The sequence below is a fragment of the Campylobacter concisus genome (assembly GCF_003048605.1).
In the GTDB taxonomy this organism is placed as follows: domain Bacteria; phylum Campylobacterota; class Campylobacteria; order Campylobacterales; family Campylobacteraceae; genus Campylobacter_A; species Campylobacter_A concisus_BM.
In genome coordinates this window covers 44,133-68,576 of sequence record NZ_PIRX01000009.1, presented here as the reverse complement: position 1 = coordinate 68,576, position 24,444 = coordinate 44,133, and the positions used below count along the sequence as shown (strand labels likewise).

Annotated in this window: 23 protein-coding genes; 16 read left to right on the top strand and 7 right to left on the bottom strand. The window is 40.3% G+C overall.

Features of this window, described 5'->3' with window-relative positions:
- Window positions 1–44 precede the first annotated feature (44 nt).
- Together CVS86_RS08520 and CVS86_RS08510 are read right to left on the bottom strand one after the other, a co-directional pair.
- Window positions 45–281 (bottom strand): hypothetical protein, encoded by a 237-nt coding sequence (locus CVS86_RS08520; RefSeq protein WP_107791616.1) that lies wholly within the window; start codon window positions 279–281, stop codon window positions 45–47.
- A gap of 258 nt (window positions 282–539) precedes the next feature.
- On the bottom strand, window positions 540–839 hold the full coding sequence (locus CVS86_RS08510) for a DUF883 family protein (RefSeq protein WP_103599593.1): 300 nt from the start codon (window positions 837–839) through the stop codon (window positions 540–542).
- A gap of 597 nt (window positions 840–1,436) precedes the next feature.
- Between CVS86_RS08510 and CVS86_RS08505 the strand changes: the two genes are divergently transcribed.
- A complete protein-coding gene (locus tag CVS86_RS08505) occupies window positions 1,437–2,378 on the top strand; it encodes a TAXI family TRAP transporter solute-binding subunit (protein WP_107791615.1) in 942 nt (313 codons plus the stop codon).
- A gap of 89 nt (window positions 2,379–2,467) precedes the next feature.
- On the top strand, window positions 2,468–4,534 hold the full coding sequence (locus tag CVS86_RS08500) for a TRAP transporter permease (protein ID WP_107791614.1): 2,067 nt from the start codon (window positions 2,468–2,470) through the stop codon (window positions 4,532–4,534).
- A 98-nt stretch (window positions 4,535–4,632) separates the two neighbouring features.
- On the opposite strand, the gene CVS86_RS08495 is transcribed toward CVS86_RS08500, so the two are convergent.
- The 3 genes from CVS86_RS08495 to CVS86_RS08485 form a co-directional block, all read right to left on the bottom strand.
- The gene (locus CVS86_RS08495; RefSeq protein WP_103573912.1) at window positions 4,633–5,118 is read right to left on the bottom strand and encodes a tetratricopeptide repeat protein; all 486 of its coding nucleotides are present in this window, start codon (window positions 5,116–5,118) and stop codon (window positions 4,633–4,635) included.
- 70 nt (window positions 5,119–5,188) lie between these two features.
- On the bottom strand, window positions 5,189–5,872 hold the full coding sequence (locus CVS86_RS08490; RefSeq protein ID WP_107791613.1) for a M48 family metallopeptidase: 684 nt from the start codon (window positions 5,870–5,872) through the stop codon (window positions 5,189–5,191).
- A complete protein-coding gene (locus tag CVS86_RS08485; RefSeq protein WP_107791612.1) occupies window positions 5,827–7,146 on the bottom strand; it encodes an MATE family efflux transporter in 1,320 nt (439 codons plus the stop codon). The genes CVS86_RS08490 and CVS86_RS08485 overlap by 46 nt, the downstream gene beginning before the upstream one ends.
- Before the next feature lie 95 nt (window positions 7,147–7,241).
- Between CVS86_RS08485 and abc-f the strand changes: the two genes are divergently transcribed.
- The 14 genes from abc-f (at window position 7,242) to CVS86_RS08415 (ending at window position 22,547) form a co-directional block, all read left to right on the top strand.
- Complete coding sequence (abc-f, locus tag CVS86_RS08480) at window positions 7,242–9,173, top strand: ribosomal protection-like ABC-F family protein (RefSeq protein ID WP_107791611.1); 1,932 nt, start codon at window positions 7,242–7,244, stop codon at window positions 9,171–9,173.
- 1 nt (window position 9,174) lies between these two features.
- Complete coding sequence (locus tag CVS86_RS08475) at window positions 9,175–9,609, top strand: hypothetical protein (RefSeq protein ID WP_107791610.1); 435 nt, start codon at window positions 9,175–9,177, stop codon at window positions 9,607–9,609.
- 73 nt (window positions 9,610–9,682) lie between these two features.
- Entirely contained in the window at window positions 9,683–11,194 is a 1,512-nt protein-coding gene (locus tag CVS86_RS08470) for a DKNYY domain-containing protein (protein WP_107791609.1), read from the top strand.
- Window positions 11,194–12,639 (top strand): DKNYY domain-containing protein, encoded by a 1,446-nt coding sequence (locus tag CVS86_RS08465; RefSeq protein WP_107791608.1) that lies wholly within the window; start codon window positions 11,194–11,196, stop codon window positions 12,637–12,639. Before CVS86_RS08470 ends, CVS86_RS08465 begins: the two co-directional genes overlap by 1 nt.
- Window positions 12,640–12,764: 125 nt before the next feature.
- Window positions 12,765–14,705, top strand: coding sequence for a BCCT family transporter (locus CVS86_RS08460; RefSeq protein WP_107791607.1), 1,941 nt, complete (start codon window positions 12,765–12,767; stop codon window positions 14,703–14,705).
- A gap of 565 nt (window positions 14,706–15,270) precedes the next feature.
- Window positions 15,271–15,711, top strand: a complete 441-nt coding sequence (locus tag CVS86_RS08455; RefSeq protein WP_107791606.1) for a hypothetical protein — start codon at window positions 15,271–15,273, stop codon at window positions 15,709–15,711.
- A gap of 153 nt (window positions 15,712–15,864) precedes the next feature.
- A complete protein-coding gene (locus CVS86_RS08450; RefSeq protein ID WP_107791605.1) occupies window positions 15,865–17,238 on the top strand; it encodes a sodium-dependent transporter in 1,374 nt (457 codons plus the stop codon).
- A 3-nt stretch (window positions 17,239–17,241) separates the two neighbouring features.
- The gene (locus tag CVS86_RS08445) at window positions 17,242–18,360 is read left to right on the top strand and encodes a hypothetical protein (RefSeq protein WP_107791604.1); all 1,119 of its coding nucleotides are present in this window, start codon (window positions 17,242–17,244) and stop codon (window positions 18,358–18,360) included.
- An 8-nt stretch (window positions 18,361–18,368) separates the two neighbouring features.
- Entirely contained in the window at window positions 18,369–19,571 is a 1,203-nt protein-coding gene (locus CVS86_RS08440) for a M48 family metallopeptidase (RefSeq protein WP_107791603.1), read from the top strand.
- The gene (prmC, locus tag CVS86_RS08435; RefSeq protein ID WP_107791602.1) at window positions 19,561–20,373 is read left to right on the top strand and encodes a peptide chain release factor N(5)-glutamine methyltransferase; all 813 of its coding nucleotides are present in this window, start codon (window positions 19,561–19,563) and stop codon (window positions 20,371–20,373) included. The genes CVS86_RS08440 and prmC overlap by 11 nt, the downstream gene beginning before the upstream one ends.
- A gap of 10 nt (window positions 20,374–20,383) precedes the next feature.
- On the top strand, window positions 20,384–20,863 hold the full coding sequence (locus CVS86_RS08430) for a DUF4149 domain-containing protein (RefSeq protein WP_107791601.1): 480 nt from the start codon (window positions 20,384–20,386) through the stop codon (window positions 20,861–20,863).
- Window positions 20,847–21,629, top strand: coding sequence for a threonine/serine exporter family protein (locus CVS86_RS08425; RefSeq protein WP_107791600.1), 783 nt, complete (start codon window positions 20,847–20,849; stop codon window positions 21,627–21,629). Before CVS86_RS08430 ends, CVS86_RS08425 begins: the two co-directional genes overlap by 17 nt.
- Window positions 21,622–22,137 (top strand): threonine/serine exporter family protein, encoded by a 516-nt coding sequence (locus CVS86_RS08420; RefSeq protein WP_103590686.1) that lies wholly within the window; start codon window positions 21,622–21,624, stop codon window positions 22,135–22,137. Before CVS86_RS08425 ends, CVS86_RS08420 begins: the two co-directional genes overlap by 8 nt.
- Window positions 22,138–22,157: 20 nt before the next feature.
- The gene (locus CVS86_RS08415; protein ID WP_107791599.1) at window positions 22,158–22,547 is read left to right on the top strand and encodes a YbgC/FadM family acyl-CoA thioesterase; all 390 of its coding nucleotides are present in this window, start codon (window positions 22,158–22,160) and stop codon (window positions 22,545–22,547) included.
- Between the two features lie 12 nt (window positions 22,548–22,559).
- On the opposite strand, the gene CVS86_RS08410 is transcribed toward CVS86_RS08415, so the two are convergent.
- Window positions 22,560–23,840: a hypothetical protein gene (locus tag CVS86_RS08410; RefSeq protein ID WP_107791598.1), complete on the bottom strand. Its 1,281-nt coding sequence runs from the start codon at window positions 23,838–23,840 to the stop codon at window positions 22,560–22,562.
- Complete coding sequence (locus tag CVS86_RS08405; protein ID WP_234399258.1) at window positions 23,837–24,328, bottom strand: uracil-DNA glycosylase family protein; 492 nt, start codon at window positions 24,326–24,328, stop codon at window positions 23,837–23,839. Before CVS86_RS08405 ends, CVS86_RS08410 begins: the two co-directional genes overlap by 4 nt.
- Between the last annotated feature and the right edge of the window lie 116 nt (window positions 24,329–24,444).

Below are 24,444 nucleotides of genomic sequence, written 5' to 3'. Positions count from 1 at the left end.
AATTTTTTTATCAAAAGTAAGAAAAGAGTATAAAAAATTAGTTTTTATAGAAATTTTCTTAAGGTAGGTATTATAAAATTTTTATCTATTATTGATATCAAGGCCTGCTTAATATTGCCTCGACTGATTAGATTGAGTTCTTTTGAAAAGTTTGGCAAAGGGTCATTTAGTAGTAAATTCAGCTTAGCCTCTTCAAGCTTTAGCTTTTTTTTATCTGTGTTTTTGTTCTCTAGCATCGATACTACTGTTCTTAGCTTTTCTTTTGTTATATCACTTTGCACGGAATACCTTGTATATGATAATTGAAGATAAAAAAGCCACAGCAGAGCATGCAAAATACGCCCAAATTTCCCCAATAGTTTTTTCAAGGAGCGTGTGCAGGCCTAGCAAAAAGAATACTAAGCCTATGATGCAAATCACACCCACAATTATATTGAGTACAACTGAATTGGCACTCTTTAAAAAAGAATACCTAATATCGTCAGCTTGAGCATCTATAAGCTCAACCACGGAGACTATAAATTCAGATATGCCCACCATTATTTTTTTAATAACCAGGCAGCTAAAAATCCAACACCTGCAGCAATAGCAATGCTTTTAATCGGATCTTCTTTTATTGCGTCGTTTACGTTCTCTATGCCGTCTTTGCCTTTTGATTTTAGATCATCTATGTATTTTTTGATCTCATCGATATTTAGTTGGTCTAAAATTTTATCTTTAGCGGATTCCGCACGCTCTGCACCCATATCTTTGATAGATTTTATAACATCTTTAAAATCTGCTTTCAAAGAATCTAAGTCTTTTTTTAAAGACTCTAAATTTACCTCTTGAGTAGCCATTAGGACTCCTTTATTAATATTGTTTTGAGCTGAAGCTCTCGTATAATTATATATGATGTTACTTAATGGTTAATAAATTTAGCAATTCAAATAATCTCATTGGTGGTATGATGCTATTCTATGTTCCGTTAATAACTAAAAGTCACCATAAGGTATTCCGATATCCTTTCAAAATTCTTAGTGTTATACCTTTAATTATTTTTAATATATTTTATTAAATTACTATGCAAAACTTAGATATTTTATATATGAAAATAGTTTTTAGAGATAATGATTTGTCTGAGCTTTTATATTTTTATTCTACTATGAGAATAAAATATTGGCCGCCTGCCAAGACCTTACAGTAAACTCAATTTGAGTTTACTAAGTAAGTTATTATCGTACATGCTATAAAAATAATATTTGGGCTCTTGTTTTATTAAAATCAAATCGCCCTATAAAGAAATATAAATTTATTCTTAAGAAAATATTTTTTTAAGCCTTGATTGTGTAGAATAGTTGCAACTTTACCAAAATGGCATAAAAATATCATATCAAAAAGATACAAAGCTAAATTTATAGAATAAAATAGCCTTAAATTTTTTGAAAGGATTTTAGATGAAAACTACTTCTTTAGCACTTGCTGGATTGCTTTTGGCAACAACACTTTCAGCAAAAGAATTTATCAGTATCGGCACTGGTGGCATGACAGGCACGTACTATCCGATAGGTGGAGCGATCTGCCGCTTGGCAAATAAAAATACAGACGTAAAATGCTCTGTTCAATCAACTGGCGGCTCTGTTTATAACGTAAATAACGTCCTTAAAAAAGAGCTTACTTTTGGCTTTGTTCAAAGTGACGTCGTCTATGATAAATATAATGGCACTGGCAAATTTGACGGAGTAAAAGATGAAAATTTACGCTCAGTAGTAGCTATCTATCCTGAGCTTCTTGCATTTGTTGTAGCAAAAGATAGCGGCCTAACAAGTGATATCCAGTCTTTTGCAGGTAAAAAATACAACGTAGGCAACCCAGGTAGCGGCAACGAAGTGAGCACGCTTGAAGTCTTTAAAGCAAAAGGCTTTGACGTTTCAAAACTAGGATACCGCGGCGTTTTAACAGTTGGCGAATGCCCACACGCACTAAAAGATAAAAAGATAGATGGTTATAGCTTTGTTGTTGGTCACCCAACTGCAAACATCACTGATGCAGCGACATCTTTGCCTATTGATATCCTAAATATCGAAGGCAGCGAGATCGATAATCTTCTTAAAGAAAAACCATACTTTGCAAAAGGTGTGATCCCAAAAGGCTCTTATGATGGCGTCGATCACGATGTAAATACTATCGGCGTAAAGGCTGTTTTGGTAACTAATAAAGATACAAAAGATGAGGCTGTAAAAGCTGTGATAAAAGCTATTTTAGATAACTTTGATGAGTACAAAACTCTTCACCCAGCGCTAAAATCAGTTAATAAAGAAGATCTCGTCCAAGGTCTTTCAGCTCCGCTTCACCCAGCTGCAGAGGCTGCGTTTAAAGAGGCAGGTATCTTAAAATAACTCAAATTTCCAGGGGCTTTTGCCTCTGGATAAAATTTAAATATGCAAATTTCTTCTAAATTTATATATTTAAATTTTAAAGGAGAGAGATGAACGAAGTTAATGACAACGAAGAACAATTTGTCGAAGTAAAGACAAGAGAGATAAATAGCAATTTTTACAACTATTTCATCGCATTTGCGTGTTTCTCTTGGTCGGTTTTTCAGCTTTATATAGCGTATTTCCCACTAAATACTAACATTTCACGCTCTATTCACCTAGCTTTTGCGGTTGGGCTTGTATTTTTGCTCTATCCAGTCACTTTTCATAAAAAGGCTCACTCAAGTTTGCCACTTTACGACCTAGTTTTTTGCGTGGTAGGCGTTGTTGCCGTGCTTTATCCAGCGGTTTATTTTTATGAGCTAGCTGATAGGACAGGGGATTATATCACTCAAGATATCGTCATATCGTTTTTGGCGATCATCGTCTTACTTGAGGCTGGCAGGCGTGTCATGGGACCAGCGCTTCCTATCATTTGTATATTATTTTTGATATACGATCACTTTGGTCCTTATATGCCAGACATCATCGCTCATCAGGGCGCCAGCTTTGAAAAGATCGCGGGTCATATGTTTTTAACGACTGAGGGCATCTTTGGCGTGCCTATTGGCGTTAGTGTTAGCTTTATCTATCTTTTTGTTCTTTTTGGCTCATTGCTTGAGCGAGCAGGCGCTGGACAATACTTCATAAATTTAGCCTTTTCTCTTCTTGGCAAATATAGAGGTGGCCCAGCTAAGGCTTCAGTCATCGCAAGTGGCCTAACTGGCATGGTTTCAGGCAGCTCAACAGCAAACGTCGTAACCGTTGGTACATTTACCATACCACTTATGAAAAAAGCTGGGCTTTCACGCACAAAAGCTGGAGCTATCGAGGTTGCAGCTGGCGTAAATGGACAGCTCATGCCACCTATCATGGGTGCGGCTGCTTTTATCATCGCTGAGTTTTTGGGTATGACATATACAAATGTTATGATGGCAGCGGTTATCCCAGCATTTGCTTGTTATTTGTCGCTATTTTTCATCGTGCATCTAGAGAGCGTCAAACTTGGGCTAAAGGGCATAAATCAGAGCGAATTTCACTCAAGATTTAAAATTTTCGTTAGCGGTCTTCACTATATAACGCCGATCTTGATTTTACTTTATACGCTTTTAATCGCAAAAGAGTCGGCCATAGCTGCAGCGTTTAATGCGATAGGATTTTTATTTTTGATAATGATCTTTCAAGAGCCAACCAAAAAGCTAGCTTCAGGCGAAAAGGTAGGGCTAAACGATGTGCTTCTTGGCTTTGAGGATATATTTTGGGCGATGGTCGCAGCTGCAAAGAGTATGACCACAATAGCCATCGCAACTGCTCTTGCTGGCATCATCGTGGGCTCTATCTCGCTAACTGGCCTTGGTCAAGTACTTTCTGATCTAGTCGAGCTTTTAGCAGGCGATAATATCATGATGATACTACTTCTCACAGCTCTTATGTCGCTCATCCTTGGCATGGGGCTTCCAACGACAGCAAACTACATCGTCGTCTCAAGTCTTGTTGCGCCAGTTATCTTGTTTTTAGCGCACAAAAATGGCTTCTTGATCCCAGCCATCGCCGTGCATCTTTTTGTTTTTTACTTTGGAATTTTAGCTGATGATACGCCGCCAGTTGGCATCGCAGCATACGCAGCAGCGGGTATTGCCAAGGCAAATCCAATAACCGTTGGCGTGCAAGGATTTTTTTACGATCTAAGAACGGCGATATTGCCATTTGCCTTTTTCTTTAACAATAAACTTATGCTGATTGAGAGCATAAACACGAGCGATCCGCTTGATTCAAAAGGGATAGTCTGGATGAGCAATCCACTTGAAATTTTACTCGTCTTTGGCATGGCGATCGTGGGAATGTTTGCCTTTTCTAGCTTGCTACAAGGCTACTATGTCACAAAGCTTAGGATTTGGGAGAGAGTGCTACTTATCCCTGTCGTACCTCTAGCTCTTGTGCCAAATATCTGCGTGAAATTTGGTCTGATGCCAAACGAATACACAGCCTACATCGTGGCAGCTGCTCTTTATGGCTTTGTCTTTATGACTCAGTGGGGCATAAAAGATAAACCGCTTGATCAAATAAGAGCGATTTAACACTAGGCAAGAGCCCTCTTGCCTAAATTTTTAAATTTATTGATAAATTTCTATTGATTTTGTAAAAAGTGAGAATTTAGGCTTTTAAAGCCTAAAGATCAAAGTTGTTTTGAGCGTTTTAGATCGCCCGCAAACTCGCAAGACATCTTATCACTTAGTTTGCAGCCTTTTTCTAAGAAGGTGTAAGCCTCTTTAAATTTCTTAGCTTCTATTAGTATCGAGCCTATCATGCCGCAAGAGTAGCCGTCGTTTTGCTCGCAAGCTTTGTTAAAAAGCTCTCTTGCTTTTTGTGGATCGTTATCGAGATAAATTCCACCAGCTGCTGAGCAACCCTCTTTTTCGCCACCTTGGCAAGCTTTGTTGTAAAACTCTAACGCTTTATTACTGTCTGGCACATCAGTTTTGCCAAGCTGGTAGATCGCGCCTGCTTTTGCACATGATCTTGCGTCATTTGCTGCGCATCCTGCTTCAAATTTAGACAAAGCCTCAGTGAAATTTGAGTCAGCATAAGCCTTCAAGCCATCTTCAAAGTCGCCTGCTAGAGCGCAAGCTGCAAGAAGCGAGATAAAAATCATTTTTTTCATTAAATTTTCCTTTTGTAAAGTAATGTGCAATTTTAACATATTAAATTTACACTTACTTGATGAAAAATAATTATGATTTTAAAATTTGCTCTTGCTCTTTGTAATCAGGCATGATGGCTTCTATAAATTTATAAAAACTGCTTTGATGATGCGGATAGAGCAGGTGAGTAAGCTCGTGAAGCACGACGTATCGCACAGCAGAGAGCGGCTTTTCGATGAGCCTTAGGCTTAAGTTTATATAGCCTTTTTTGTGGTTGCAGCTGCCCCAGCGAGTTTTGCTATCTCTTATGACGATGCGACTAACTGGCTTATTGATATGAGGCTGATAGTAGCTTATAAGCTCTAAAAATAGCTCTTTTGCCCTTGCTTTTTTAAAGCGCTCAAGTGCCTTTAAATTTGGCGTTATGATAAATTTATCTTCAAAAAATGGCACATTTACGCTCTCATCAAATTTGATCTTATAAATTTGTCCAAGAAATTTCATCTCATCATCTTTTGGCAAATTTAAAAGAGCTTTTTTATATGAGTTTTCAAGCCAAATTCTGTGCGTCTCAAGAAAGCTAAGAGCCATCTTTTGCGTGCTGTAAAATGGCATAGAAAGCGTGATCTTGGCATCCTTACCAACTCTTAATCGCATAGATTTTACATTTGTTTTAAAATTTACTAAAACGCTTAAGCCATAAAAGTCTAAATTTAGGCTCTTTTGCCTCAAACTAGGCGTTTTTCTTGCCACTTTTTGCTTCTCCAGCGCCATGTATTTGCAAGGCCTCTTAGCCACTCATCAGCGCAAAATCCTATCCATACGCCAACGATGCCCCAGCCAAGGTGTATGCCCAGAAAATATCCAAGCGGCAGCGAAAGCCCCCACATAAAGATAAGCCCAGTTGCTAGCGGGAATTTCGCGTCGCCACTTGCACGAAGGGCATTTACGATGACGATGTTAAAGGTTCTGCCAGCTTCTAGCACGATCGAGAGCGTAAAGAGTGGTAGCATTATCTTGCGTAAGCCCTCATCTAAATTTAGTGCGTCCATGATCTTATACTTTAAGGCGTAGGCGATCAAAACGACGATGAGCGTGATAGAAATGCCAAGCCACAAGGCTTTAAAAGTCCTTGTATAGGCCTCGTTAAACTCGCTTGCCCCAACCAAATGCCCAACGATGACCTCGTTTGCTACGCTGATACTTGCGCCACAAAGCAAGATGAGAAGCGTGATCTGAAAGTAGATAGTCTGCACGCTAAGAGTTGCCTCGCCCATGCTCGCGATAAAGCCAAATGCGACCATGTATTGCGCCATCCAGAGTAAATTTTCGCCAGCGCTTGGCAAGCCAACTGAGAGTATTTTCTTTAAAATTCCAAACGGCACGACAAGTAGTTTGCTAAGATAAATTCTAACTTTTGCCACGCGTATGAGCATGTAAAGTAGGACAAAAACGCCTATTAGCCTGCCCACAAATGTCGAGAGAGCGACCCCTTGCAGGCCTAAATTTGGCAGGTCAAACCAGCCAAAAAGGGCGATAGCGTTGCCAAAGATGGTGATGATGTTCATCAAAACTGATGTTAGCATGACTGCGGTTGCTAGATTATATACGCGAAGCACCGCAGCTAGCACCATGCCGATGCCATCAAAGAGCAATGCAAAGCCAAGGATGTGAAGGTATGAGAAGCTATCGTTTATGAGATCACTTGGCACGTTTAGTAAATTTAAGATGTTGTAGCCAAAGACGTAGATGATGATGGCTGAAAATATGCCAAAGACCGTATTTGACGTGATGCTTGCGTGTATGACGCTTGAGGCAAGATCGTTCTTTTTAGCTCCAAGTGCTTGTGCGACGACGACTGAGCAGCCCATGCTTAAAAAGTTAAAAATGGTCATAAAAAGATCCATCACTTGATTGCCAGCACCCATGGCGCCAACTAGATGCACGCTCACTTTTGTCACCATGTAGGTGTTTATGATGAGCGTTATAAAGTGCAAAAACATATCTAAAAATATAGGGACGACCAGCTTTTTCATAGAAAGATTCATAAATTTCTCCTTTTTTAAATTTTGGGCGATTATAGCCAAATTAGGTTTTAGCTCCCTTTTGATATAATCCAAAAAATTTAAAATTTGAGAGAAAAATGGCATTAATCGACCTAATAGACGTAAGTAAAAAATTTGGCGCAAATGAAATTTTAAACAGCGTAAGTCTTAGCGTAAATGAAAATGAAAAGATAGCGATCATCGGCAAAAATGGCAGCGGCAAGAGCACGCTTATGAAGATCATCTCTGGCGAGGTGGCAGCAGATAGTGGCAGACGCATAGTGCAGAGCTTGATAAGCGTCGAGATGCTAGCGCAAAATCCAAATTTTAACGCCACATTTAGCGTAAGAGATGCGCTAAATAACGAGCTAAAAGAGATATTTGACGCGATAAGTGAGTATGAAAAGAGCGGTGTTTTACTAGCAAATGATCCTGAAAACAAAGAAATTTTAAAAGAGCAAGAGAGGCTTTTAAAATTTATAGAGGCAAAAGATGGCTGGAATATCGAGCATAAGATCGAGCGAATTTTGCAAGAATTTAAGCTAAAAGAGTATGAAAACAGGCCCATTTGCTCGCTAAGTGGCGGCGAGATCAGGCGCGTGGCACTGGGTGCGCTCATCCTTAAAAAGCCAGATGTGCTGCTGCTTGATGAGCCTACAAACCACCTTGATGTCTATATGGTCAAATTTCTTGAAGATATGCTTAAAAGCTCAAATCAAAGCATAGTTTTCATAAGCCACGATAGGTATTTTATCGATGCGCTCGCTACTAGGTGCGTTGAGGTCGAGGATGCAAGCTTAAAAAATTTCGAGGGCGGATATGCAAACTATCTAACCAAAAAAGAGGAAATTTTAGCAAGCCTTGCAAAGTCGCATGAGACGCTGCTAAAACAGCTAAAGGCTGAAGAGGAGTGGCTAAGGCGCGGCGTAAAAGCTAGACTAAAGCGAAATGAGGGCAGAAAAGAGCGGGTGCTAGCTATGCGCGAGGAGGCTAAGAAAAACCCAGGTGTGATAAGGCGCGTGAGGCTAGAACTTGAGCGAGCGAGTAAAAATTTCAACCAAGTGCAGAGCCAAAACCGCAAAAAGATGCTCTTTGAGTTTAAAAATTTAGGCAAGATCATAGACGGCAAGGTGCTTTTTGAAAAATTTGACGCAAGGGTCTTGCAGGGCGAGAGGATCGCCATTGTGGGGCGTAACGGCAGTGGCAAAAGCACGCTGCTTAAAATTTTGCTAGGGCTTGAAAAGCCAAGTAGTGGCGAGATAAAAAGAGGCGAGGTGAGCATCGGCTACTTTGATCAAGCTAGAAATGTCCTTGATGATGACAAGAGCCTTATAGAGACATTTTGCCCAAATGGCGGTGATCACGTGCTGGTGCGAGGGCGAAATATGCACGTCTATGGCTATCTTAAAAATTTCCTCTTTCCAAAGGAATTTCTAGATAAAAAGATAGGCGTTTTAAGTGGCGGCGAGAAAAACCGCGTGGCACTTGCGATGCTTTTTACCAAAACTTACGATGTGCTGGTGCTTGACGAGCCGACAAACGACCTTGATATCGCAACTATCAACATCTTAGAGGACTACTTGCAAAGCTTTGAAGGGGCTATCTTGCTAGTAAGCCACGATAGATATTTTGTCGATAAGATGGCAAATAAGCTCTGGGCGTTTGAGGGGACAAAGATAAATGTCTTGCATGAAGAGTATAGCGTCTATTTGGAGCTTGAAGATGAGATGAAAGAGCTTGATAAATTTGAAAAAGAGCTCTCAAATAGCCAAAATGAAGCCAAACAAAAGAGTAAATCTGGCGCAAAGCTAAGCTACAAACAAACGCAAATTTTAAACACATATCCAGATAAAATTTCAACCCTTGAAGCAAGAGTTGCCGAGCTAAATGAGGGGCTTAGTGATCCAAAAATTTATCAAGAAGTGGGTCTAACTAAGCTTTATGAAGAGTTAGAAGCTGCAAAAGCTGAGCTTGAATGCCTAGAAAATGAGTATTTTGAAGTGCTTGAGATCGCCGAGGAGCTAGAGTAGCTTGAAAAAGATCGGTAGGATAAGCGCGCTAAATACGAGAGTTGTTAGGCAAAATTCTGTTGTAAGCCTTAGCATTATCGTTGATAAGATGAGATTTAGTGAGACATTTTCGCCTAAAATATATAAATATGAAGTGGGCGACCTAGTCCGGATAAAATATAAAAAGGTTGGGTTTTTAAATAAGATAGAGACAATTAGGCTAATCGCAAAAAACAGCGAGGAGTCAGGGCTTTTTGCAAGGATTACAAATTTGATCTTCATGATTGGTTGTTTTTATTTTTGCTTTATTGCGTCAGTCTTTATTTATTATGGGGTTACGCTGGAATTTAATATTATTAGGCTTATTATTACATTAGCAGCCGCTTGTTTTTTGTTTTTGATGGGTAAATTTGCATATCTTAAGTTTTTGATTTTTAGATATTTTATATTTGGATAGAACTTTGAAATTTAAATGTATGAAAGGTTTGCGGCTTGATGAGGTCGCTAAATTTATTTGAAACGAGGCTAAAATGCTAAAAAAACATCCGCTAATCTCTGTAATAATCGCCATTGTTGTGATATTTTTTGCTACCTACTTTTTTATCTTTGGGTTAGTTTCTATTTTAGATGACGACATTGGCGATAGTAAAGAGCTAAATAATAGCTATTTTTACGTCAAAGATGACAAGGTCTATGCCATGGTGCCAAGTGGGGGTAAATTTGAGCTAATAGGCGTGAGGGCCAGTAAATTTAGATACATTGACACCGGCAAATACGACAACAGAAATGTTGGCGCTAGCGATAAGGCGGTATATTGCGGTAACCTCGTGATGAGTGGGCTTGATCCAAATGGCGTTAGAGCGCTTGGCAATGGCTACTTTGGTGACGGCAAGATCACATATTTTTGCGATAGCGAAAGCGAGACAAACCTTGAAATATCCGCACTTAAAGAGTTTTGGGACATCCTCTCACATAAAATGTTTAAAACCCCAAAAGCGCAAACCCATATCTATAAATTTAGGCAGGTTGATAACGCAAATTTAGCAGCGATCTTGGGCTTTGGCTATGCAAGCGACGGAGTAAAGGTCTATCATGAGGGCAAAGAGCTAGAGGGCGCAAATGCCAGCAAAATGCGATACATCGAGCAGGCATCTGGCAGAAAGAGCATGCATTTTACGACTGACGGAGAAAATGTCTATTATGACAGCACAAAACTAGGGATCAAATTTAGCCCACAAATGCGTGATATCGGCGAGATATGGCGCATTCACTATCTTTATGAGCCAAATTCTGGCATGGTCTATGCAAATAACCATGAATTTGACCCAAAATTTGCCCCATACGAGCCACTTTTTAACCTAGAAGACAGGCACACCTATCATGCGCTCTTTCGTGGCAAAGGCGGTATCTATCACTGGGAGCGAAAGTGGCAGTGGTATAACAGCATAGATGAGGGCGAGTTTGTAAGAGACGGAGACGATCCTTTTAAAGGCGAGATAACGCCGCTATATGGCGACGTGGTGATAAGTGATGGCAAGACATATTTTCTAAAAACCTATGAAATTTGGCACAACACAAAAATTAGCCACGGCCTAAGCTCACGCCACACTTGTATCGTTAGGCTCGATACAAAAGAACAGTGGCGAAAGATCGGCTTTGTAAGAAACGATGGCTACGGAGCGGTCTATGCAAACGGCGATAAGACATATTATTTTGATAATGTCGGTTACGGCTGGCGTTTTAACAGCAGCGTTTATGATATAAACGACCTTGGCGTGGTTGAAATCCTCACTCGTCCTTATGACTCAAATGTTGAGAATTTAAAACTTGATGAGATAGTAAAAATGGTAGATCAAGGCGCTATGGTGCCAGCTGATGGCGAGGTGGTGATCGATGCGATAAGCGACTTTGATGATTACTCGCAAAAATATGCCTACTGGATATTTTTAGCCATCGCATTTGTGCTCTCGGTGGTTGGCGCTATTTTTAAAAACAAAAAGCAAAAAAGCGAGCTTAAAAAAAGGGTGGATGACTATAGATAATGAGAAAAATTACTATTAGATTTGTTTATTTTTTAGTTATCTTGACGCTATTTTATGTTTTGGCGATGCTTTATCTCTGGCATGAGGGAGAGTATCAAAGAGGCTTTGCAAACATTGATAGTAGCGAGTTTTACCGCTCGCCTGAGGGTAAAATTTACGTTCAAATTTCAGGCGGTGGCAAGTATGAGCTAAAAGGCGTTGATGAGGCTAGTTTTAGGGTCTTAAAGCTAAAACACGCGTATGATTACTCAAATGTGGCGGCTGATAAAAACAGTGTCTATTGCGCTAGAGAAATTTTGCCTGGTCTTGATCCAAACAGCACCAAAGTGCTTGGCAATGGCTATCTAAGTGATGGCAAGATAAGCTATTATTGCGCTACTAGAAGCGAGAAAGAGCCAGGATTTAGCGAATTTGGCGCCATTATGAAAAACCTTGCTCACACCTTTATAAAAAGCTACGATGATAGCCCTTATTTTTACAGGACAAAAAGGGTTGAAAGCACAAATTTAGAGCCTATCTTTGACGCTGGTTTTGCAAGAGATGGCAGCACGCTTTACTACAAGGGCGAAAAGCTTGACGCAGATCCTAGCGAGCTAAGATACATCACAACAGAAAATGGCGCTGCTAGCGGATATTACACAGATGGCAAAAGCTTGTTTATGGGCTTTTATAGGCTCGATGCAAGTTACTCAGATGAGACGCGCCGGATATGCTACGATGCTAAGCACGATATAGAATATCTTTTTGAGCCAAAAAGTGGGGCGGTGTTTGCAAATGAGCATAAATTTAGCGCTCAAAATATGCCTTATAGCGCCATTTATAGCGTGGATAACGTGCATTCGTTTTGGCCTCTTTTTGCCAGCAAAGATGGAATTTACTTTTGGGATGGCAGTAAAAACGAGCAGGCTAAAATTTCAGACTACCAGCTAAAAGGCGAGCTAAAAAGGCTCTATGCTGACGTTTTTGTAGATGATAGCTCAGCATATTTTTTACAACAAGGCGAAGAGTGGCAGCGCTCAAAGCACGGCAGGCACTTAGTGGCACAAACCGTCTCTTTGTATAAATTTGCCCCAAGCTCATCATGGCGCGAGATAGGACTGGTAAAAGATGGCGAGTATGGCGCGGTCTATGCAAACGGCGATAAGGTCTATTTTTTTAGCAGTATAAAGCCATTTTATGGCATTAGACATAGCGTTTATGAGGTGGCAGATCTTAGCGTCATAGAAATTTTAACAAGGCCGTCTAAAGAGCTTAGCGCAAAAGATATCAGCGAGATGATAAAGCGCGGCGAGCTAGTGGAGGCAAGCGGCGAAGAGGTCGCTAGATCTAGGATAGAGTTTGACTCGCCAAAGATCATCTTGTATATCACATTTGGCATCGCTTTTTTCGTCATAGTGCTAACAACTCTTGCAAAACCAAAGAGAGATGAAAGAGACTTGAGATAAATTTCAAAGTGGCTATTTTTGGTGGTTAAAGCTTAAAATTTCATAAAAATTTAAAGAGAAAATTTGACCTATTTACTCTTTTTTGTTATTTTAAGGCAAAACTGAAATTTATAAAAAGGAGAAAAATGTTTAAATTTCAAAGGTCAAAATTTAACAACTCAGTATTTATCCCATCGCTTATTGTTATATTTTTAATAGCAGCATTTGCAGCGATATTTCCAAATTTCTCAAATGAGTTTTTTAAGGGTATGCAAAACTACATCGCGGCCAAATTTGGCTGGTTTTATATCCTAGTCGTTGCCGTCATACTGCTAAGCGTCATCATTCTTGGCTTTAGTAAGCTTGGCGAGATCAAACTAGGAGCTGATCACGTAAAGCCAGAGCACAAAAATATCTCGTGGTTTTCTATGCTTTTTGCCGCTGGCATGGGCATAGGTCTAGTATTTTTTGGTGTGGCCGAGCCGCTCATGCACTATCTAAACCCGCCAGTTGGCGACGCGCAAACTATCGCAGCGCAAAAGCTTGCGTTGAATATCACATTTTTTCACTGGGGCATGAGCGCATGGTCAGTTTATGCTATCGTAGCGCTAATTCTAGCCTTTTTCTCGTATAGACACGGCTTGCCACTCACGCTTAGATCGGCGTTTTATCCGATCATCGGAGATAAAATTTACGGCAAGATAGGTAGTGCCATTGATACATTTGCCGTCGTAGCGACCCTTTTTGGTGTGGCGACCTCGCTGGGATATGGCGTGCTTCAGGTAAATGCCGGTCTTACGCACGTTTTTGGCCTGCCGACTATGCATATCACGCTTCTAATAGTGCTTTGTTTTGCAGCTACCATCTCAGCGGCAAGTGGTGTCGATAAGGGCATCAAAATCTTGTCAAACGCAAATATCGCGCTAGCTATATGTTTTATGTTTTTGATACTATTTTTGGGCGATACGACGCAGCTTCTAAAGTCGTTTGTGCAAAACAGCGGCGACTACATCTCTACGCTCATCTCAAACACCTTTAATCTCTACGCCTACGAGAGGCAAAATGAGAGCTGGCTTGGCGGCTGGACGCTGCTATACTGGGCTTGGTGGCTATCTTGGTCGCCGTTTGTGGGGCTATTTATCGCTAAAATTTCAAAGGGCAGAACGATTAGAGAATTTGTGATCGGCGTGCTTCTCGTGCCAACTGGCTTTACCTTTGCTTGGATGAGCTTTTTTGGTAACTCGGCGATCGCGCTTGTTCAAAGTGGCTTTAGCGAGCTAGCGACCACGGTAAATTCTGACTCAGCCTCAGCGCTTTTTATGTTTTTAGAGAAATTTAGCTTCTCAGGCGTGCTAAGCGTGATAGCAGTCTTTATGATCGTCATATTTTTCGTCACTTCTGCCGACTCTGCGGCGATCGTTATGAATATGCTTTGCTCAAACGGCAAGGACGATACGCCAGTTTGGCAAAAGGTCTTTTGGAGCGTTACAGTGGGCGTCGTGGCGGCATTTTTGATGCTAGCTGGTGGTCTTGGCTCACTTCAGGCACTTACGATCACGACAGCACTGCCATTTTCCATAGTGCTACTTGGCGCCATTTACGGGCTATTTAAGGCGTTACGTGTGGATCTAACCAAAAAAGAGACAAATAACTTTAACAACATGCCCATTAGTGATCTTTCAAAGCCGTGGCAAGAGCGCCTAAGTGCGATCATTACACTGCCAGGCAAGAAAGATGGCAAGAAATTTTTAAACGAAGTCGTGCTAAAAGCTTTTAACGAGCTAAAAGAGGAATTTGCTAAAAACGGCCTTGAAGCAAATGTTACAAATGGTGAAAATTTTGTAAATTTAAACGTTGGACTTGGCGATGAGATGGACTTTAGATATGGCGTCTATCTCACCAAGAGCCAGAGCCCAGACTACACCAGAGAGCTTGAGGGTGACGATCTTTATTACAGAGCTGAGGTCTATCTAAAAGAGGGCGGTCAGGACTACGACGTGCTTGGCTGGAGCGAAGCTACGCTGATAAACGACGTCATCGAGCAATACCGCAAACATATGCAGTTTTTACATGTCGTTAGAGAGTAAATTTGAGTGAAATTTGCCTGGAATTTTAAAATTTCTGGGCAAATTTGCAAATTCAATCAAGCTGTCTTTGCAAATTTTAAAATCTTACTCACTCGCCTTAGCAGACTACTAAATTTAGGGCTCATAATAATTCGCCACTAAATTTAGAAGCGTGATATGCTCGCTCATAAATTTTAAAATTTGAGCTAGCCTTTTTAGAATAAACCGCATGCAGTGCGAAGCACTGGAGCATGCACCTTGAACGTGCGAGGGGATTGAGGGATCTAAAGGGAGATAAGGGGACGGCTTCGTAATTCAAGTCCCCTTGTCTCCCTTTTAAATAAAAGAAATCTATAAATTTAATCAAGCTATCTTTTCAAATTTTAAAATTCCATTCACTCGCAAGAATTGACTACTAAAATTTGGCTTCGCTTACAGCTTAGCTCAAATTTTAGAGCCGAAATTACTCGTTCATGAAATTTTAAAATTTGCTCGCCAACTGTTACTAAAAAAATATAAAACCACCATAAATTTTTATATAATCCCTCTTTTACAAAGGTGTAGTAACTTTACAAAAAGGAGATAAATGAGCGAGAAAAATTCAGTTTCAAATTTTACTTCAGCCGATGATGAGATGCTTTCTTTTTTGTCAAATTTGGGTCAAAAATGGCACAAAAGCGATGATGTAGCAAATTTTATAGAGCGAAATTTTACCTTTGTCGGTTCAAAACCGCTTTTGCAAAATTTAAAAGATTATAAAACGGCTGATTATGAAAATTTCGTTGATATTAAAAATTTTCTAAGCTCATATCCAAGTATCCAAAGCAAAATTTTAAGCAGCGAGATAGGCTACGTCGGCGATAGTCTAACTAGCGTAGAGCTTAAATTTGCGCCTGAATGCTTTTATGATTTTTTAAAATTTATGGTTGAAAATGTCGCGCAACACCACTATTTTTGCAGCCCCAAAGAGGGTTGGATATTGCTCGTTGCGATGGAGGGATACGTAGAATTTGGCGTTTTGCATTAATAGATTTAAAATTATCCTGCAAAGATAAAAATTCCGTCCATAAAAGTCCTAAAATTTATCAAAAAAGCCAAATTTACACGTAAGTATCGCCTGTCGCTAGCAAAATTTAATCAATTTTTTTATATAATCCCTATTTTTCACAAAGGTAGATAGATGGATAGAAAATCGTGGAGTTCAAGACTTACATACATTTTAGCTGTTGCAGGGGCTACGGTCGGCTTTGGCGCGACGTGGCGGTTTCCTTACTTAGTCGGTCAAAACGGCGGCGGGGCCTATGTTCTCGTGTTTTGCATAGCGATGATAGTCATTGGTATTCCTATGATTTTGGTTGAAAACGCCATTGGCAGGCGCCTAAAGTGCAATGCCGTTGATGCATTTGGTGGCACGATAAATGGCAAAAAGATCAGCAAAAAGTGGCAGATAGTGGGCTGGATGGGGCTTGTTGGCGCATTTGGCATCATGGCTTATTATATGGTTATCGGAGGCTGGGTCTTAAACTATATCGCTCAAATTTCATTTGGTTTGCTTGATCTCTCGCACATCGTGAGCTTTGAGCAAACTAGCGCATTTTACGAGCAAAATATCGTTAGCAACCCGCTAGCCATCAGCTTTGCGACCCTTGTTTTTGTTCTGGTTAATTACGCTATCTTGGTGCAAGGTGCAGTTGGTGGTATCGAGCGCTCAGCAAAATATCTAATGCCACTGCTTTTTATCCTAATGCTCGTCATGATCGCTAAAAATATCACACTTGATGGCGCGATGGAGGGTGTGAAATTTTACTTAACGCCTGATTTTTCAAAGATAAATTTAAAGCTTTTTGTCGAGGTTTTGGGGCAGGTTTTCTTTGCGCTTTCGCTTGGATTTGGCGTGATGATAACGCTCTCAAGTTTTGTTAAAAAGGACGAAGGGCTGGTTAAAATTTCTATCATCACTGGCATCTTAAACACCGTCATAGCCGTGCTTGCTGGCTTTATGATATTCCCGTCACTCTTTAGCTACGGCGTCTCACCAGATAGCGGGCCTAGCCTAGTTTTCAAGTCGCTTCCGATCGTCTTTTCGCACATGCCGTTTGGCGGATTTTTCGCGGTGGCGTTTTTCGCGCTTCTTATGATCGCTGCGCTTACGACGTCGTTACCGATATATGAAGTGATCATTACTACGCTGCAAGAGAAATTTAAGATAAAGCGCAAAAAAGCGATATTTTTAGTGCTTAGCGTCATCTTTGTGCTAGGGAATTTACCATCACTTATGGCTACAAATTTACTAAGCCACGTCACAGTTTTTGGTAAAAATATCTTTGACGCATACGATGCGATAAGTGCGACGATATTTTTCGTGCTGACCTCACTTGGGTGCGCGATATTTGTCGGCTGGGTGCTAAAAGATGAAGCGAAAAAAGAGATCTTGCAAGGCAGTGAAAAATATGCAAAGCTTATAAACATTTGGTTTTTCTACATCAAATTTATCGTGCCTTTTGTCATTTTGGTGCTATTTATCAGCAGCTTTTACGACAACTTTTTGAAGTGAAATATGCGCGAGCTTGTAAATTTTGATAGCGGTGAGTGTTTGGAGCTTGGCGCAGAAGATAAAGCTTTAGTGAGTGTGAGCATAAAAGGCGGCAAAACAAAGCAAACTAAAAAAGAATTTGCAAGCGAGCAAGAGGCTAAAAAAGCCTGTGTCAAAAAGGAGTGGGAGAGCCTAAAAAAGGGCTTTGTCCTGCAAGATAGCGAGGCAAAAACAGGTGAAGCGAGCCTGCACGTTTATATCGGCGGTGGATACACTGGAGCGCTTTCGTTTGCCAGCATAAAAGATGAAATTTACGTTTATAAAAGTGCTGGTCAAAAAGATGGCGGCAAGCCTAGCGATATTTTGGTGAAGCTTGATCGAAGCGGCGCTATAAAAGAGCAGATCGCCTTGCCAAATCCGCTTGCGTGGGACGCCCAGTGCGTGGGTGAAAATTTACTCTTAGATCTTGATCATGAAATTTACATTTTTGAGCCAAAAGAGGCTAAATTTCGTGAAATTTTAGCCGAGCAAAATGTTAAGAAAAATAGCGAGATAGCTAGCTTTATCTGCGCTTCAAATGGCGTTGCAGTTTTTGGCATGTATGGGCAAATTTTTGTCTTTAGAGATGGCGAAATTTCAAAGATCGGCGAGTATAAATGCAGTACAAAAAACCACGTGCCGATACTTTGCGCTGCTCTTAGTGCGGATGCTAGCATGCTTGCGCTTTGCACCAAAGAAAATGAGCTGCAAATTTTAAACGCAAAAAATGGCGAAATTTTAAGCGAAGTAAGAGCCGAATTTGGCGCGCTTGATAAAATTTGCTTTTTGGACGAAAAGATACTTTTGGTTAGGCAGTATCTTGAAAACAAGCTATTTTGCCTTGATATAAAGAGCGCAAAAGTGACAAAGCAGCCTTGGATAAAGGACGAGTATCTAAGAGCGAGAGAGTTTTGCATTGACGCCGTAGTTGGCAAGCTTGTGGTTATTGATCAAAGCAGAGCCTACGCCGCCAATTTAAAAGGTGGCGATGTGATGGCGGAATTTACGCTAGATCATGTCGTAAAGAGCTGCAAGGCTAAATTTATAGATGGCAAGCTCGCAGTTAGAACGGACTATGGTTGCTTTAGTTTTTATGAAATTTAAGGGAGAATATGTTTTATACACTTTTATTTATCTATATTTTTTATGTGATTATTAAGCTTTTTTTGGCGAATTTACAGATCAGCTTTGTAAGGGCGCAGGCCAAAAAAGAGCCTGTTGTGCTTGAAGAGAGCGAATACAAAAACGCCGCAGTTGCCGCCGCGACAAATCTAAAATTTGAAATTTTTAGCCTCATCTATCACGCCGTCATTTTCTTTGCGTGGATAAGCTTTGGGCTAAAAATGCTCTCAGACGCTTGCCTAAAAGAGGGCACTACGTTTGAAAACATCCTCTTTGTGATGAGCTTTTTACTGATCTCGTCGCTGCTTGATCTGCCGCTAAATATCTACGAGAGCTTTGTAAAAGACAAAAAGCTTGGCTTTTCAAATATGAGTGCAAAGATATTTTTGGTTGATACTATAAAATCGCTAGCTCTTATGCTAGTTTTTGGCTCGGCCTTCGTTTGGCTCGTGCTTCTTTGCATAAATTTTCTTGGCGATTTTTGGTGGTTTTGGGCGTTTTTGCTAAGTTTTGGCATCGCTTTAATTATAAATTTGATATACCCAACGCTCATCGCGCCTATATTTAACAAGATGTCGCCACTTGAAGATGGCGAGCTAAAGGGTAAGATAGAGGGTCTGCTTAAAAAATGTGGCTTTAAAAGTAGCGGCGTTTTTACGATAGACGCTAGCAAGCGCGACAACCGCTTAAACGCCTATTTCGGCGGGCTTGGAGCGACAAAGCGAGTGGTGCTTTTTGACACGCTCATAAAAAAGCTAAGCACCGAGGAGATCGTGGCTGTTTTAGGTCACGAGCTTGGGCACTTTAAACATAAAGATATCCTAAAAATGATAGCGCTAAGTGCGGTCATGCTCTTTTGTCTATTTTTTATCTTTGGAAACGTGGGCGCAAGCGCTTATGAGGCGATAGGACTTGGGCAAAACGGCGCTAGTATCATCATCTTTTTGGTGCTTTTCTCGCCTATTTTTAGTTTTCTTTTCTCGCCGATCATCTCGCACTTTAGCCGCAAAAATGAATTTGGCGCAGATAGATTTTCAAAAGAAATTTCAAACAAAACTGACATGATAAACGCCCTAACCAAGCTTGGCAGCGAAAACAAAGCATTTCCAAAGTCACACTGGCTTTACTCATTTGTCTATCACTCGCACCCAAGCCTTTTTGAGCGGATAAATGAGCTAGAAAATGAGAGTTGAAGAGGCTCTAAAAGAGGCAAATTTAAGGCTAAAGCCGCTTTGTGAGAACCCAAGCAGAGTGGCTAAAATTTTGCTCATGAGCTACCTTGATGTGAGCATCGAGTGGATATTTTTAAACCAAAAGAGCGAATTTGATGAGAGCGGCTACTTTGGCCTTGTAAAGCGCTTTGAAAACTACGAGCCGCTTGAATATATAACCGGCAAGGCTGGCTTTTATGGGCTAGAGTTTGATGTAGAAAGTGGCGTTTTGATACCGCGCCCTGAGACTGAAATTTTAGTCGATAAAGTGCTAGAGATAGCAAGCAGCTACAAAGCACCAAAGATCGCTGAGATCGGTACTGGCAGCGGGATAATAAGCGTCATGCTTGCCCTTAAAACAAACGCCAAAATAGTTGCCACAGATATAAACGAAAAGGCTTTAAAACTAGCAAAAAAAAATGCGCTTAAATTTAATGTAAGTGATAAAATCGAGTTTGTAAATTGCTCATATATCGATGAAATTTCTGGTGATATCGACATCTTGGTCTCAAACCCGCCATATATCGCGCGAGACTATAAACTTGATAAATTTGTGATAAACGAACCGCATGAGGCGCTATTTGGTGGCGAGGTCGGAGATGAAATTTTAAAAAACATCATCCTTATCGCTAGAAACCGCGGCATAAAAAATATCGCCTGCGAGATGGGCTATGATCAAAGAGCGAGCATGGAGATGGTGCTAAAATTTAATGGCTATGAAAGCGCTTTTTATAAGGACTTAGCGGGCTTTGACAGGGGCTTTTGCGCGAGATTAAAACTATAAAGGAGAGAGATTGAGAAGTATCTATTTTTTACTATTAGCAGCGGTGATCGGCACTGAGCTAACGCTTGGAATTTTGGTCGCGTCAGTCATATTTTTCCCACAAAGCATAATAGGCGAGGGGGTGCTCACGCATTTTATGAGCGGGCAGATGATGACAAAGATATTTTTAAAATTTAACTACGTTTTGCTATTTGTAAGCGCTTTTGTGGCAGTTAGCGAGCTCTTTGATCTAAGAAAAAAGCTTGCATTTTCACTAAAATTTAGCACATTTATGCTCTCGTTTTTAAACTTAGCCCTAGCGCTAAGCTTTGTCTTTATCTTTACGCCATTTATCGTGCAGGCTCAGGGTCTTGGCGCAGAGGCGACGCAGACAGCGGAGTTTGCCAAGATGCATAGCGCAAGCGAATATGTGATGAAAGTGATGCTTGTTTTGCAGCTCATTTTGTTTTTTCTGAAATTTAAGATCAGTCAAGATGAACGCCAAGCCTGATATCCAAATCTTAACGAATTTTCTCGCCGAATACACGACAGCGATGGTGAGTGCTGGCACATACACTGCGCGCGTAGAAAAGTGCGTCGACCGCATAGCTAAGCACTACGGCTACGACGTTAGCGTGACCATTTTTGTGAAGTATTTTACCATTAGCGTGATGGACTCACAGGATAACTCCCTGCGCCGAACTTATGTAAGAAAGATCCCGTTAGGGCACGTCAGTTTTAACAGAATTTCTGAGCTATCATCGCTTAGCTGGCAAATTTTAGATGAGAGTTTGAGCTTAGATGAAGCTAAAGAGAGTTTTGATAGCGTGATGAGTGTTGGTGCAAATAAATTTGCTAGCTCGCTTATCTTAATAAGCCTTGCAAATGCGGCATTTTGCAGACTTTTTGGAGGCGATGCTGGCTCAGTTATTTGTATATTTTTTGCAACGCTTGTTGGCTACACTCTTAAATTTGCCCTTGCAAAAATGGGCGTAAATTTAAAAATCCAATACGTCCTGACATCCTTTGTCGTCTCATTTATCGCCTATCTTGGCGTATCTTACGGACTTACGCACACAAGCGACGTGGCGATAGGCTCGTCGATACTCTTTATGATGCCTGGCGTTTTTCTCATAAATTCAGTCTTTGACATCCTAAACGACAACACCCTTGTTGGCATCAGCAGAGCCATAAGCACGGGCATCCTAATACTTTGCATGGCTGTTGGCGTCTATATCACGCTAACGCTTAGCAGTGCGGAGATATTAAATGTTTGAGCTTTTAAGTGAAACGCTTGTAGATGCTGGCTTTGCTGCGGTGGCTGGACTTGGCTTTGCCTATGCTAGCTCGCCTCCAAAAAGAACTCTCATATTTTGCGCCTTGCTTGCTGCATTTGCACATGCTAGCCGTTTTTGGATCATGCAGATGGGATTTTTTAACATCAGTGTCGCAACGCTAATCGTCTCTTTTATGAGCGGAATTTTAGGCATGCTCTTTGCCAAACGGCTAAAGGTGCCAGCTGAGATCATCGCATTTCCAGCGCTTTTGCCGATGGTGCCAGGAGTTTTTGCATATAAAGGGATATTGGCTCTTTTTTCATTTTTAAATGAGACAAGCATCGCTAAGAAAAATGAGTATTTGATCATATTTTTTGATAATGCTATCACGACTACGACAGTCTCGCTAGCACTAGGTGTGGGCGTTTCGGTGGTGCTTACCTTGTTTTATGATCAATCACTTACGATAACTAGAGGCGCTAAAGGCAAGCCTAGCAAGAGCAAATGAAAATTTAAAGGAGCTTTGCAGTGAAGATAAGAATTTATTACGAAGATACCGATGCAGGCGGCATCGTCTATCATACAAATTATATTAAATATTGCGAGCGAGCCAGAAGCGAAGCGTTTTTTGAGGCTGGGCTAAATTTCACAAAAGAGGGCGGATACTTTGTCGTTTTGGCACTTGAGGCTAAATTTCTCGCTTCAGCTGTGCTTGGCGATGAAGTTTTTGTAAAAACAAAGCTCATAGAGCTTAAAAAGGCAAGCCTTGTTTTAGAACAAGAAATTTATAAATTTGAAGAAAAAGATGCCGAAAAAGTACTCTTTAAAGCGACTATCACGCTAGCTTTTATGAAAGAGGGCAGGCTAGCAAAGATAGATGAGAGCATGAAAGATTTTATAAATGGGGTTAAATTTTAGCAAGCAAAACTGCTAAATTCCGCTTGTGCTATTTTGCTCCTGCGAATTTACCTCATTAAAGTGATCGCTTTTTGTATCATAAATTTTCACATCATATAAAACTTGTGAGCCTTCAACCCTCTCTGTGAAAATTTTGCTGGCACTTTTGTTTATGAAATTTGTATAGATATACTCCACTCCCAGCGCACTTGAGTAGCCGATCTGTGAGTATCTAAAATCAACTCCAAAAAGATCTCCAAGCCCTAAAAATCTCTCATCAAGCGAATTTAGCGAATTTGCCACAAATAGATTTTGCCTATCTCTTTGCGTGATGGCGCTAAAGATATTTGGCAAGAAATTTATCTGCGTGCTTAAAAGCGCATAAGGCTTTATCTCAAAGCCTCTCATCTGTGTTGCCACAAGAGAAGCTTTTACGATTGGGATGTTTAAAAAGACGCTTGCGTTATCAAATTTATACTTTTTACTTAAAGTATCGTTTAAATTTATATCTTTACCTGTGATCGAGCTCTCGTAGTAGTCGTTACTTTGCATGCGTACATACTCATTTAGCTTTTGTGCTAGCGCGCTGCCATCGTCAAAGGCGACTATCTTTTCGTTGGCAAAAGCCAGTAGGGCTGAAATTTGCGCTTTGTAATCAACTCCGCCAAAGATCAAATTTGGCTTTGGAGCTGTCACGAAAGAGCTATGAACGCTTGGGATGTAGATGAGTTCATTTGGCAAGATGAGAGAATTTACCGTGTTTGCGCCATTTTGAGTAAGGGCTGCTATGAAGTAGATAAAACCTTCGTTTCTAGCGTTTTGAAACGCGTTTTGAAGACTAGGCAAACTCTCGTCACTGCTATTTATAAATTTCACTTCGACATTTGCATCTTGCTTTAAGATGTAGCTCAAGATAGCATTTGATACGACATTTGCGTATGATTTTATGACCTTTTGAGGGATGATGACTGCTATCTTATCACTTTGCGCAAGCTTTAAAACCATCTCGCCGCCAAGCGATGTGTAAAGCTCCAAAAGTGCCTTATCATCTATCTTTGCTGGCTCAAATCTCGCCATAAAGCTAGCTAGCATATCGCTCTTAATAAGCTCATTTAGGCAAGAGCTATCACAAAATTCTGGCTCTAAATTTATGTAAGTGATCTTTGCTGGCGGTATGCTTGAGAGGCTTTGATTTTTAGTGATGTTGCTTTCAAATTTTGCATCAGTGATCTCGTCTTGCATCTCGCTTAAGGCTTCATTTTGCGCTGCAAAAAGACTTACAAATATAACTAAAAAAAGAAAAATTCTTTTCATATCACTCCCTTGATTTTTTTCAAATCATCTATAAAATTTTCTTCAAAACTTGGGTTTTTGCTGATCCACTCTGGTGAAAAAGTTGGCATTATAAACCTATCATCATCTTTTAAAATGCTTCCTCTTATACTTGAAAATCCGCCCTTTGAGAGCAAATTTGGATAAAGATGCATGAAAGTTTGCTCTCCTAAAGTGATGATCATTTTGGGCTTTAGAAGTCTTATCTCTTCTAAAAGATAAGGCCTACAAAGCTCAAATGAGCTCTTTAACGCTGGATTTTTCGCGTCACTATTTGAAATTTCACATCGCAAAAGCAAGCTTATATAGACATTATCTTTTTCTAAATTTAAGCCTTCTTTTATAGCGTTTTGCAAAATTTTGCCACTTGTGCCTTCAAAATAATCATCTTTTTTACAAAGTAAGACAAACATTATCTTGCTATTTTTATCACCAAAGCCAGTAGAAACGCACTTTGAACTGTTTCTCAAAAAGCAAAGAGAGCACTTTTTTATCTCGCTATTTAGCTCGTCTATGCTGTTATAATCTTGATATTTACTTAAATTAAGAAAATTTTCATCTATAAAATTGTAACCGATCGCTTTTA